Source organism: Corynebacterium sp. LaCa_205 (assembly GCF_057458085.1).
The window spans coordinates 2164263-2176700 of sequence record NZ_CP190931.1; the positions used below are offsets into that span (position 1 = coordinate 2164263).

At 60.0% G+C, this 12438-nt stretch carries 9 protein-coding genes; 7 read left to right on the top strand and 2 right to left on the bottom strand.

The features are described 5' to 3' along the window. Positions 1 to 187 precede the first annotated feature (187 nt). Together groL and ACP8J1_RS10455 are read right to left on the bottom strand one after the other, a co-directional pair. Entirely contained in the window at positions 188 to 1834 is a 1647-nt protein-coding gene (gene groL / locus ACP8J1_RS10450) for a chaperonin GroEL (protein WP_023019954.1), read from the bottom strand. A gap of 232 nt (positions 1835 to 2066) precedes the next feature. Then, complete coding sequence (locus ACP8J1_RS10455; protein WP_023019955.1) at positions 2067 to 4037, bottom strand: OPT family oligopeptide transporter; 1971 nt, start codon at positions 4035 to 4037, stop codon at positions 2067 to 2069. Positions 4038 to 4265: 228 nt separating this feature from the next. On the opposite strand from ACP8J1_RS10455, the gene ACP8J1_RS10460 reads away from it, so the two are divergent. From ACP8J1_RS10460 to ACP8J1_RS10490, 7 genes are all read left to right on the top strand, one after another. Next, positions 4266 to 5633: a M20/M25/M40 family metallo-hydrolase gene (locus ACP8J1_RS10460; protein WP_023019956.1), complete on the top strand. Its 1368-nt coding sequence runs from the start codon at positions 4266 to 4268 to the stop codon at positions 5631 to 5633. A 330-nt stretch (positions 5634 to 5963) separates the two neighbouring features. Next, a complete protein-coding gene (locus ACP8J1_RS10465) occupies positions 5964 to 8945 on the top strand; it encodes a Na+/H+ antiporter subunit A (RefSeq protein ID WP_486696673.1) in 2982 nt (993 codons plus the stop codon). Continuing rightward, on the top strand, positions 8946 to 9446 hold the full coding sequence (locus ACP8J1_RS10470; protein WP_023019959.1) for a Na(+)/H(+) antiporter subunit C: 501 nt from the start codon (positions 8946 to 8948) through the stop codon (positions 9444 to 9446). It abuts the gene before it with no gap. Next, a complete protein-coding gene (locus ACP8J1_RS10475) occupies positions 9439 to 11265 on the top strand; it encodes a Na+/H+ antiporter subunit D (RefSeq protein WP_023019960.1) in 1827 nt (608 codons plus the stop codon). Before ACP8J1_RS10470 ends, ACP8J1_RS10475 begins: the two co-directional genes overlap by 8 nt. Then, positions 11258 to 11785: a Na+/H+ antiporter subunit E gene (locus ACP8J1_RS10480; RefSeq protein ID WP_023019961.1), complete on the top strand. Its 528-nt coding sequence runs from the start codon at positions 11258 to 11260 to the stop codon at positions 11783 to 11785. The genes ACP8J1_RS10475 and ACP8J1_RS10480 overlap by 8 nt, the downstream gene beginning before the upstream one ends. Continuing rightward, entirely contained in the window at positions 11785 to 12060 is a 276-nt protein-coding gene (locus ACP8J1_RS10485) for a monovalent cation/H+ antiporter complex subunit F (RefSeq protein WP_023019962.1), read from the top strand. The genes ACP8J1_RS10480 and ACP8J1_RS10485 overlap by 1 nt, the downstream gene beginning before the upstream one ends. Beyond that, on the top strand, positions 12057 to 12437 hold the full coding sequence (locus tag ACP8J1_RS10490) for a monovalent cation/H(+) antiporter subunit G (protein ID WP_023019963.1): 381 nt from the start codon (positions 12057 to 12059) through the stop codon (positions 12435 to 12437). Before ACP8J1_RS10485 ends, ACP8J1_RS10490 begins: the two co-directional genes overlap by 4 nt. The last annotated feature ends 1 nt before the right edge of the window (position 12438 follow it).

Genomic DNA, 12438 nt, shown 5'->3' on the forward strand with positions numbered 1-12438 from the left:
AACCGACTATGACGAGCACATTCGGAAAGTCATCTCGTAAAGACGCAGCGTTCACATATCGCATCACTTAAAGAAAATGGTGCAGACACGCCGAAGCGCCCCGTTTCATGCGCTCTAAAGCACAGAAACGGGGCGCTCAGGCTGATGCTAGGCCCGTTGTTATTGGCGGCCTATGGGGTATAGGGCGTTAGAAGCCCATGCCGCCCATGGCGTCAGCGTCCGGCATGCCGTTGTTGGCTCCGGCCGGCTCAGGCTTGTCGGCAACGACGGCCTCGGTGGTCAGGAACAGAGCTGCAATGGAAGCAGCGTTCTGCAGTGCGGAGCGGGTGACCTTGACCGGGTCATTGATGCCAGCCTCCATGAGGTTGACGTACTCACCGGTAGCAGCGTTCAGGCCCTCGCCTGCTGGCAGGGAGGAAACCTTGTCAGCAACAACGCCCGGCTCCAGACCAGCGTTGTGTGCGATCTGCTTCAGCGGTGCGGACAGGGCCTCGCGGACGATCTTGACGCCGGTAGCCTCATCGCCCTTGAGGTCATCCAGGGAATCCAGGACGGAAGCAGCCTGCAGCAGGGCTACGCCACCGCCGGCAACGATGCCTTCTTCCACGGCAGCCTTTGCGTTGCGGACTGCATCCTCGATGCGGTGCTTGCGCTCCTTGAGCTCGACCTCGGTAGCGGCGCCGACCTTAAGGACGGCAACGCCGCCGGAGAGCTTAGCCAGGCGCTCCTGGAGCTTCTCACGGTCGTAATCGGAATCGGAGCTTTCGATCTCAGCGCGAATCTGCTTGATGCGGCCGTCGATCTGCTCCTGGGAGCCAGCACCCTGAACGATGGTGGTCTCATCCTTGGTGACAACGACCTTGCGTGCCTGGCCCAGGTACTCGAGCTCGGCGGTCTCGAGGGAGAGGCCGACCTCTTCGGAGATGACCTGGCCGCCAGTGAGGATGGCCATGTCCTGCAGGGTGGCCTTGCGGCGATCGCCGAAGCCAGGAGCCTTAACGGCAACGGACTTGAAGGTGCCGCGGATCTTGTTCACCACGAGGGTGGACAGGGCCTCGCCCTCAACGTCCTCGGCGATGATCAGCAGCGGCTTGCCGGACTGCATGACCTTCTCCAACAGCGGAACGAGGTCCTTGATATTGGAGATCTTGGAAGAGACCAGCAGGATATATGGGTCCTCCAGGACTGCCTCCTGGCGCTCCATATCAGTAGCGAAGTAGCCGGAGATGTAGCCCTTGTCAAAGCGCATGCCCTCGGTTACCTCGAGGTCAACACCGAAGGTATTGGACTCTTCCACGGTGATAACGGAGTCCTTGTTTACGGAGCCGTTGCCCACGGTGTACATAGCCTCGGCGATCTTCTCGCCGATGGCCGGGTCAGCAGCGGAGATGCCAGCGGTGGTAGCAATCTGCTCCTGGGTTTCTACTTCCTTGGCGGAAGACAGCAGGGAGTCCACAACCTTCTTGGTTGCGGTCTCGATGCCGCGCTTGATGCCCATAGGGTTGGAACCTGCGGCTACGTTGCGCAGACCCTCGCGTACCAGAGCCTGTGCCAGCACGGTTGCGGTGGTGGTGCCGTCGCCAGCGACGTCATCGGTCTTCTTAGCTACTTCCTTGACCAGCTCGGCGCCGATCTTCTCATAAGCATCCTCGAGCTCGATTTCGCGAGCGATAGAAACACCATCGTTGGTAATGGTCGGCGCGCCCCAGGACTTTTCCAGGACGACGTTGCGGCCCTTAGGGCCGAGGGTGACCTTGACGGCGTCGGCCAGCGTGTTCAGGCCGCGCTCAAGGCCGCGGCGGGCCTCTTCATCAAAAGCGATAATCTTTGCCATTGTGTTTGTGCTCCTTGGTTTATTGAGGACGACACTCACGTCTTTCTCGCTGCGGACGCCCGCGACGGCATGGCTGGTGAGTGTGAACCAACCTCAACCACAACGATGTAGATTTATCTGGCACTCATACTGTGCGAGTGCTAACGACTATTCTGGCACTCTCCCATCGCGACTGCAAGAAAAAATGGCGCCCCCGCGAAGGGACGCCATTATATAAGGAATGGATCAGGAACTAGGAGCTCTTCACCGTGCGCTTGGTCCAGCGGTAGATGAACGTTAGCGCGATAATGAAGAGGATCACGCCTACCACGGTGGCGGAGGCACCACCCTCAAAGATTTCCAGCGGGCTCTCGCCGCCAGCGGCGGCGATGATGCCGGCATTGACCACGCCAAAGAGGGACTCACCCACGATCAAGCCGGTAGCCAGGAGGGTTCCCATGCGCTTGGCAAACTCGGGGCGGGATTGCTTCGCGGCCCACTTATCGTAGAAAGTGCCCAGGATGGCGCCGATGGGGATGACGATGGTCAGCGCGGCCGGCAGGTACATACCCATGCCAGCTGCCAGCGGGGACAATGAGTACTTATCGGTGAACTTGCGCAGGAGCTCGTCAATAATAATAAGAACAGCGCCGATGGCCATGCCGATAAAGATAAGGTCCCAATCCAACGAACTATCGAAGATGCCGGAGGCAACCGAAGACATCAAGGCGGCCTGTGGGGCGGCCAAGGCGTCTTCGCCCGCACCCTCCATGCCTTGGAAACCGAAACCGTTGAGCATGACCTGCAAAATCGGCGGGATGACTAGGGAGCCGAAGACCACGCCGATAATGAGCGCTACCTGCTGCTTCCACGGGGTAGCGCCAACGAGTGCGCCGGTCTTCAGGTCCTGCAGGTTGTCATTGGAAATGGTGGCAATACCAAAGACAATGGCCGCGGTAAAGAGCGTATACGCCACCAAGGACAAAGGATCAGCGCTGGTGCCGCGGGTAACGGCGGCGATGAGCAGCGAGGCAGCAAGCACGGCAATGATACCGATGGAGGAAATCGGCGAGTTAGACGCACCAATCAGGCCCGCCATGTAGCCGCACACAGAGGCGATAATGAGGCCTACCAGCAACGTAAAGAGCACGGAGACGGTAATGAGCACGGCCATATGGTCATGGATATCGGTACCCTGCACGAAGTCCCACAGCAGCAGCGCGATGGGCACCATAAACGCCACGATGGTGGTGGCAACATAGGGGAAGGGAATATCTCGCTCGGTCACATCCACGGCGGAACCGGACTTACGGGCGCGCGAGGAGGCTAGCGACTGGCGGATACCCAGCGCAATGGGCCCGGCAATCTTCAGCAGGGTCCAGATAGCGGCAATGGCCATGGTGCCCACGCCGATGAAGCGGATATCATCGGAGAAGGTGGTATCGACGACGTCGGCAAGCGCGGTGGCGCCCGAAATATCACCGGTGGTGAAAATGGGCAGCAAGATGAAATAGGAAATCACTACGCCAACCAGCATGGCGATGCCCACCGGCAGGCCCACCAAGTGGCCCACGCCGATAAGGGCGGTAGAAAGGCTCGTGCCCAGGGTGGTCGCGCCGGCGCCGAGTTTGAAATAGGCGGTGACCTCAGAGGCGGCCGCCTTCATTGCGGTCAGCAGCGCCATGACGGCCGAGGTAATACCGCCGGCGACGATGATGCGCAGACCCTTGGCATTTTCTTCCTGGTTGGCGCCGGAAGCATTTTCATCGCCCACCTTGAGGACCTCGGCCGCGGCCACGCCCTCCGGGTAGGGCAGATCGGAGCCTGTTACCAAAGCGCGGCGCAACGGGATGGAATACATCACGCCCAGCACGCCGCCGATGATGCACACACCGGCCGTCTGCAGGAAGCCGAAGCCCTGCCAGTACCCCACCATCACTAGGCCCGGGAGGACGAAGATGATGGCGGACAAGGTGCCCGCAGCAGAGGCGATGGTCTGGACAATATTATTTTCTTTAATGTTATGACCTTTGAAATGGCGCAAGACTGCCATGGAAATCACGGCAGCGGGGATGGAGGTAGCAAAGGTCAAGCCCACCTTCAGGCCTAGGTACACGTTGGCAGCGGTGAAGATGAGGGTAATCAGGCCGCCGATGATAATGCCGCGCAGAGTCAGCTCGGGCAGGGTGGCCTTGGAACCTGCGGCGGATGATGCGTTCGCCATGCCAGGTCCTTTCTATTCTCGGCTATGAAAGTTTCTCGTTTCACCCCGCGTAACAAACCGCAGCCTGCCACGTCCGTTCCTGTCTGTTTGTCCCCGATTCCTCGCCGGAATGGGGTCCGAACGGACAAAATCCGCACAGGGTGGAATGAATAAATTTTAGTTCACCACCCCAGCGTTTTCCTATTCCGGTTGCTCTATAGCTTGGGCAGGACGGGTACGGTAGTACACATGACTGCACTTAGTGAAAGCATCCGCAACGACCGCGAGACCATTTTCCGCCAGCTCAGCGAGCTCGTAGCCTTCAACTCCGTCCACAATGAGGAGGGCTTGGAGGACCAGACCAAGGGCGCGAGCCAGTGGGTTAAATCCGCACTCGAAGAGGCTGGAGTGAGCGTAGAAACCATCACTACGGCCGATGGCTCCACCGCCATCTTGGGCGAGCGCAAGGGCGACGAGGGGGCCAAAACCGTCCTGCTTTACTCCCACTATGACGTAGTACCGGCGGGCAACCGCGAAGCGTGGGATTCTGATCCTTTTACCCTTACTGAGCACCAGGCCGCCGATGGCTCTACTCGTTGGTACGGCCGCGGCGCCGCCGATTGCAAGGGCAACGTGGCCATGCACCTAGCGGCCCTGCGCGCGGTGGACAATAACGGCGGCACCAAGGTCAACCTGAAGTACCTCATCGAGGGTTCTGAGGAACGCGGCGGCGAGGGCCTGTCCCAGCTCATCAAGGACCGCCCGGAGCTTTTTGCGGCCGATGCCATCCTCATCGCCGATGCCGGCAACTCCGCCGTAGGCCAGCCGACCTTGACCACTTCCCTGCGCGGCGGCGCGCAGATTGGTGTGCAGGTCGATACGCTGGCCGCCGGCGTTCACTCCGGCCAATTTGGTGGCGCGGCCCCGGACGCCGCCAAAGCCCTGATGCGCGCCATCGACTCCCTATCCGATGAGTACGGCCGCACCGTTATCGATGGCGTAGATACCACCGCCGAGTGGTCCGGCCAGGAATACTCGGCCGAGGCCTTCCGTGCCGATGCACAGCTGCTGGAGGGCACCAAGATCATGGGCGAAGATGACCCGGCTGGCGCCACCCCGGTGGCAAATATGGTCTGGTCCCGCCCAGCCATTACCGTGACCGGCTTTACCTCTACCCCGGTTGCAGAAGCAGTCAACGCCGTGCCCGCTACCGCTTCCGCCCAGCTCAACCTGCGTGTTCCAGCTAGCGCCGATGCCGCTGCGATTGCCGACGCCGTCTGTGCGCACCTCCGCAGCCACACCCCTTGGGGCGCCCACGTCAAGGCCGAGGTGCTCGAGTCCAATGCCGGCTTTGCCACCGATCCGGAAAAGCCAGCCGCTGCCCTGCTAGGCGAATGCCTTTCCGAGGCCTATAACGCAGAGACCGCCGCTCAGGGCATGGGCGGTTCCATTCCGCTAACCACCGAGCTGCAAGAGGCGCATCCTAACGCGGAGATCGCCCTCTACGGTGTGGAGGAGCCCAAGTGCACCATTCACTCCGCCAATGAGTCGGTGGATCCCACCGAGATCGAAAATATTGCCGCAGCCGAGGCACTCTTCCTGCAGCGCTACTCCTAAGGCTTGCGCCCCTGGCCCAGCCTGGGTCCTGGCTATTGCCGCGGCACTGCGGCGTACCCCGCTCCCCACGGAGCGGGGTTTCTTTATGCCGCAAAACAGCAGCATATAATACAGCGCCAAAAATAGTTCTTTCAAAGCCGTAGAAAAGCCGGTAAAGTGGCAAAAAGTTGGCCCCGCGCTCGGCCATGTTGCTTGCACTATGCCCCCGCGGCGTACTCAGCGGCGTGCGGCTCGTGAATGTTCTCGTCTCTCAGTAGTTGTGATGCTCGTGGTGTTCGCGGCAGCGGGGCAAGAGAACGCGATACAACCAAAAGGAGCGCAGTAACCAACGTGCTAATACTCCTGGGTACTCTCATCGCCGCCACCGTGGTGGCACCGCTGCTCATCATGCGATTGGGTCGCCCGGCATTTGGAATTTTGGCCCTAGTCCCCGGCGCAGGCTTTGTGTGGACGCTCATGCACTTTCTGCGCGGCACCTTCGCAGACGGTGGCGCGGTTGAGCATACCGTGGAATGGATGCCCTCCGCGAACCTAAGTTTTGACCTCCGCTTAGACAGACTAGGCGCGCTGTTTAGCCTCATCATCTTGGGCATGGGCGCGCTGGTATTGATCTACTGCTGGGGCTATTTCGACGGCACGCGACGCCGCTTGGCCATGTTCGCGGCGCAAATGGTGGGCTTCGCCACCGCCATGTTTGGTCTAGTGGCCGCGGATAATTTCCTGCTGATGTACGTGTTCTGGGAGATTACCTCCCTGCTGTCTTATCTCTTGGTTAGCTACTATGCGGAACGAGCCTCCTCCCGCCGCGCGGCCCAGCAGGCGCTGATGGTCACCGCGCTGGGCGGGCTAACCATGCTCATGGGCTTTATCTTGCTCGGGCGGCAAACTGGGGCGTGGACCTTTAGTGATATCTCCGCCTATGAGAACTTTGCGCAAACACCCTATGTCACGGTGGCCATCGTGCTCATCTTGGCGGGCGCGCTGACAAAGTCCGCAATCGTACCGGCACACTTTTGGCTCCCCGGCGCGATGGCGGCGCCGACTCCGGTCTCCGCTTATCTCCACTCCGCCGCGATGGTTAAGGCCGGCATCTACCTCGTCGGGCGCTTGGCGCCCTCGATGTATGAGGTGGCAACCTGGCACGTGGTGGTTATCTCCTTAGGCGTATTTACCATGCTGCTCGGTGGCTGGATGGCGCTCAAACAGCGCGACCTGAAGCTGATTTTGGCCTATGGCACCGTCTCCCAGTTGGGTTTTATCACCTCCATCATGGCCGTAGGCTCGCGGGAAGCCATGCAGGCCGGCCTCGCGCTGACCTTTGCGCACTCGCTATTTAAGGCGGCGCTTTTTATGGTCGTCGGAGCTATCGATCACTGCTCGGGCACGAGGGATATCACCAAGCTATCCGGCTTGGGGCGCAAGGAGCCCTTCCTTTTCGGTATTGCGATCATTTCCGGGTTCTCCATGGCCGGCGTCCCACCACTGTTTGGCTTCGTGGCTAAAGAGGCCGTGCTGGAAGCCACCATGCACGAAGAGCTCTTGGCCGGCATGCCGCGCAATATGATGCTTGTGGCCTATGTCCTCGGTTCTATCCTCACGATGGCCTATACGCTGCGCTTTTTGTGGGGTGCCTTTGCCACCAAGAAGGAGGTCAATGGAACGGAGCTGGCAGAGGCCGTCGCCAAGATGCATCCGGTCAACCTGGGGCTATGGCTCTCCCCTGTCTTACTTACCGTCCTGACAGTGGTACTTGGTGTATTCCCCAAGCCGCTTTCGGCAGCCTTTGACCAACACCTCAATTCCACCTTCGGCCCGGAGGAGCATAGCGAGCTAGCCCTGTGGCATGGCTTGACGGTGGCGCTGGGCCTCTCCGCACTCATTATTGTGGCCGGTATTATTATGCACTGGCAACGCCAGGTCCTGGTCAAGTGGCAATTCTCCTACCCCGCACTGGGCAATGCGGATGACGCCTACGATTCGGTCATCGCTCTTTTGCGCCAGCTCTCGCTGCGCACGACGGCAACCACGCAGCGCGGCTCCCTGCAGCTGAACTTGACGGTTATCTTTGCCACGTTGATGCTGCTGCCACTGGCTATGATCATCAAAGGCGATCTCACTGATATCCGCATGATAGTGGCGGAAAATCCTTGGCAGATCGTCGCCGCCTTCATCATCATGGTGGCCGCCGTGGCTGCCACGGTCACCGATAATCGTTTATCAGCCGTCATCATCGTCGGGGTGACTGGCTATACGCTCGCCTTCATCTTCGCTCTGCACGGTGCGCCGGACTTGGCGCTGACGCAGCTGTTGACCGAGACCATCGTGATGGTTCTTTTCATGCTGGTTCTGCGCCGCATGCCGGCCTCCACCGAATGGAAGCAGGACCCCAAGATGGGCCGCCTGCGTGCCTGGCTTTCCGTGGGCACGGGTCTTACCGTCACCGTAGTAGCGATGTTTGCTATTAACGCGCGTCAGTCCAAGCCCATCTCCGAGTTCATGCCGGATCTGGCCAAAGAGATTGGACACGGTGCCAATACTGTCAACGTCTTGCTGGTGGACCTGCGCGCCTGGGATACCTTTGGCGAAATCACGGTGATTATCATTGCCGCACTGGGCGTGGTCTCGCTGATTTATCGCACCCAATCTTTCGGCCGTGAAAGCCGCCGCCCCACCCTGCGGGTTACCGGCCGGCGGTGGCTGGCCGCCGGGGTGGAATCTGAGCAAGCACTCAACCGCTCGCTGATGATCGATGTCTCCACCCGCGTGCTCTTCCCGTCCATGGTCGCACTGTCCTTCTATTTCTTCTTCTCCGGCCACAATGCTCCTGGCGGTGGCTTTGCCGGCGGCCTCGTGGCAGCGCTAGCACTCATCCTGCGTTACCTGGCTGGTGGGCGCGCGGAGCTGGAAGAAACCCTGCCTATTGACGCCGGCCGCACCATGGGCACCGGTCTCTTGCTGTCCGCACTAGCCACGGTGACCCCGATGTTCTTTGGTCACCCGCCGCTTACCAGCGGATACACCTCACCGGAGATTCCGCTCATCGGCAAGGTTTCGCTACCTTCAGCGTTGGTCTTTGACGCAGGTGTCTACCTCATCGTCGTGGGGCTCACGCTCTACATCCTAAATTCCTTGGGCGCCAAGCTGGATGAAGAAGAGGATATGCGTAAGCAACGTGCCCGCGATCGCGCCCGCTCGCTGGCCCGGCAGCAGCGCCAACGCACCGCCAAGCAAAAAGCGCAACGGGCCCAACGCAAGGAAAAGAAACAAGCCGCTACAGCAAGCACAACCGCCACCACAGGGAAGGAGAAATAAATGGAAGCCAACCTCTTCCTCCTCTTGGCCGCCGGTGTGCTCGTAGCCGCGGGCGTCTACCTGCTCCTGGACCGCGCCATGACCAAAATGCTGCTTGGACTGCTGCTTTTGGGCAATGGCGCAAACCTCTTCCTGCTGCAGTCCGGCGGTTCGGCCGGTTCTCCGCCTATCGATGGCCGCGACTCGGAACCTTTCGGCACCGAGATTGCAGATCCGCTGGCACAAGCAATGATTCTGACTGCCATCGTCATTTCCATGGCGCTGACGGCCTTCATCCTTACCCTGGCCTACCGCCAGTACCGCTACCGCACGGATGATGTCATTGAAGATGACGCGGAAGATACCGCTATTGCCGCCAAGGCCGCGCGCCCCGGCAATGCGGCCGCCAGCCCGGACCAAGATGCGTCCAATGATCCGGCTACCGGCCGCGCCACCAAGCAAGGCGATAACTTCGGCCCTGCATCCTTCGAGGAACCAGTAAAGGGGGCCCGCGATGAGTGAGACCGTACAGCCGCTTGTCGATGCCCTCTTTCCCTACATCGGCTACCTCATTCCGCTGCCCATTATCATCCCGGCAGTGGCCGCGGCCCTCGCCTTGATCTTTTGCCGCATTCCCAATGTGCAGCGCCAGATCGTATTTTTCTCACTGCTCATTACCGCCGTGGTCAATGCCGTACTCATCCTCATCGCAGATTTTGAAGGCATCCAAACCCTGCAGGTAGGAGGCTGGGACGCCCCGGTGGGTATCACGCTCGTGGCGGATCGCCTCTCTGCGGTCATGCTCTTTACGTCCTCCGTGGTGCTGTTTTCTGTCATTTGGTACGCCATTTCTCAGGGCGTTCGCGACGGCACCAAGGACGAGCCGGTGGCCGTCTTCTTGCCCACCTACATGCTGCTGACCATGGGCGTTAATATCTCCTTTTTGGCTGGCGATCTCTTCAACCTCTACGTGGGCTTCGAGGTCTTCCTCGTGGCGTCCTATGTGCTGTTGACCTTGGGGGCCTCGGCTGGTCGAGTGCGCGCCGGCGTGGGCTACGTGATGGTGTCGATGGCCTCATCCATGATCTTCTTGCTCGCGTTGGGGTATGTGTATTCCTCCGTGGGCACGATGAACATGGCACAGATTGGCCAGCGCATGCAGGACATTCCGGAAGGAACTCGCACCGCTATCTTTGCCACGTTGCTCGTCGCCTTTGGCATTAAGGCCGCCGTGGTCCCGCTGGATGCCTGGCTGCCGGACTCCTATCCCACGGCACCTTCGCTGGTTACGGCCGTCTTTGCCGGCCTGCTGACCAAGGTGGGTGTCTACGCCATCATCCGCGCCCGCACCTCCGTCTTTACTGCGGGTGGGCTCGATACCGTGCTCATGTGGGTAGCCCTCGCCACGATGCTGGTGGGTATTTTGGGCGCCATCGCGCAATCCGATATTAAGCGCCTTTTGTCTTTTACCCTGGTCAGCCACATTGGTTATATGATCTTCGGCGTCTCTTTGGGTACCGCGCAGGGGCTTTCTGGCGCCATCTTCTACGCCGTACACCACATTCTGGTCCAGACTGCGCTATTTCTGGTGGTCGGACTGGTTGAGCGCCAAGCCGGAACATCTTCGCTGCGCCGTTTGGGCTCGCTGATGTATTCCGCCCCGCTCATCGGAATCTTGTATTTCATCCCCGCCATCAACCTGGGCGGCATCCCGCCGTTCTCCGGTTTCCTGGGCAAGGTCATTTTGCTGCAAGCCGGTGCGAATGAAGGATCCTGGATGGCCTGGGTACTTATCGTTGGAGCCGTGGCTACCTCCCTGCTTACCCTCTACGTGATGATGCTGGTGTGGGCTAAGGGCTTTCAACGCGACCGCGCCGATGCCCCTGAAGGCAACGTGGCGCTCGCCCGCCCGGCCCCGCTTTCCGATATCACCGATGAGGTGGAATTTTCCTCCCGCCAGGATGTGGGCAGGGTGCCCTTTGGCATGATCGCCTCTACGACCCTGCTGGTGGCCGCGTCTACGTCCATTACTTTCCTGGCCGGACCGATTTCCGGTGTAACCTCGCGCGCGGCCGAATCCGCGCAGGATACGTCCATCTACCAGTACGCCGTGCTGGGCGACCGCGCGGATGATCCCACCCGCCACCTCAACCAGAAGGAGCGCTACACCGGCGGCGCTGATTCCTATGAAAATAGGCGCAGCCACTCTCCTGAGGCGGAGCCCCCGGCCTCGCCGGGCCTGGATTCCCGCACCGATCCAGAAGCCGGTGGACGCGATGCGCATTCCACCACCGTAAAGTCCCCGGACGCCGCCAAGAGGAAGGATATTAGCGATGACTAACTCGCGCTTTTCCGGCCTGCACCACCGCTTCCGTCCGTGGTTCATCGTCTGGCTCATCATCATGTGGTGCATGCTGATGGGCGAGGTCACCGTGGGAAACTTGGTGGCGGGACTTATCATCGGCGTCGTTATTGTCTTTGCCCTACCGCTGCCGGCCATGCCGATTACCGGCATCGACGTCTCCTGGGGCAAGCTCATTGCTTTTATGCTCCGCTGGTTCTGGGAGTTGTTCTACGCCTCGCTCAAGGTGGGATGGCTGGCCGTGCGCCCGCAGCCGGTGCCCAAGACCGCCATCTTGGAGCTGCCCATGCGCTTGGATAATGAGTTTGCCATCTCTTTGGCGGTGACGCTGTACAACCTGCAACCGGGTGGCACGGTAACCGATATTGATATTGCTAACCGCATGCTCACCGTCCACATCTTAGATGCCCACGATGAGGAGCAAATCCAGCGCGAGATCAATGCCGTGGCCCGTATGGAGGTCTCATTCATCGAAATCTTTGAAAGGAGCCACCCCTAATGGATCCTCAGATCTACAATGCGATTTTGCTGGTGGCCGCCGCGCTGCTGGTCGTCTCCTTCCTCATTACCGTCTGGCGCATTATCACCGGGCCTAATTCGCTGGACCGTTTGGTGGGTATGGATGGCTTTACCGCGATGTTCCAGTGCGCGCTTGCTACCTACATGTGCTGGTCGCTCAACACCACGGTGGCCTCGGCCATGCTGGTCATTGCGCTCTTGGGTTTTATCTCTACCGTGTCGGTTACAAGGTTTAGGAAGAGGGATAACCAATGAGCTGGTCCTTTATCGCTGATGTACTCTCGCTCATCCTCATTATTAGCGGCAGCCTCCTCACCTTGGCCGCAGCCATCGGTATCGCTCGATTCAAAGACACAATGTCGCGCGTACACGCGGTGAGCAAGCCGCAGACCACCGGTCTTATCCTCACCATCCTGGGCGCGATCATCCGCCTCACGGGCGCGGAATCCTTCAGCGTGGCCGAGCGGGGGGATTTAGGAATGCTCATTTTGCTGGTACTGTTTGCCATGTTCACTAGCCCGGTAACCGCGCAGCGCACCTCACGTATTGCACGCCGTGAGGGCCTATACGGCACCGAGGAAACCATGTCCCGCAACGACCGCCCCGCCGCGAAGTCGCTGCGCCGCAAGTAGG

Coding starts and splice junctions, on each gene's coding strand:
- ACP8J1_RS10460 (WP_023019956.1), top strand. CDS start 4,266: ATGACTGCACTTAGTGAAAGCATCCGCAACGACCGCGAGACCATTTTC.
- ACP8J1_RS10455 (WP_023019955.1), bottom strand. CDS start 4,037: ATGGCGAACGCATCATCCGCCGCAGGTTCCAAGGCCACCCTGCCCGAG.
- ACP8J1_RS10480 (WP_023019961.1), top strand. CDS start 11,258: ATGACTAACTCGCGCTTTTCCGGCCTGCACCACCGCTTCCGTCCGTGG.
- ACP8J1_RS10475 (WP_023019960.1), top strand. CDS start 9,439: ATGAGTGAGACCGTACAGCCGCTTGTCGATGCCCTCTTTCCCTACATC.
- groL (WP_023019954.1), bottom strand. CDS start 1,834: ATGGCAAAGATTATCGCTTTTGATGAAGAGGCCCGCCGCGGCCTTGAG.
- ACP8J1_RS10470 (WP_023019959.1), top strand. CDS start 8,946: ATGGAAGCCAACCTCTTCCTCCTCTTGGCCGCCGGTGTGCTCGTAGCC.
- ACP8J1_RS10490 (WP_023019963.1), top strand. CDS start 12,057: ATGAGCTGGTCCTTTATCGCTGATGTACTCTCGCTCATCCTCATTATT.
- ACP8J1_RS10485 (WP_023019962.1), top strand. CDS start 11,785: ATGGATCCTCAGATCTACAATGCGATTTTGCTGGTGGCCGCCGCGCTG.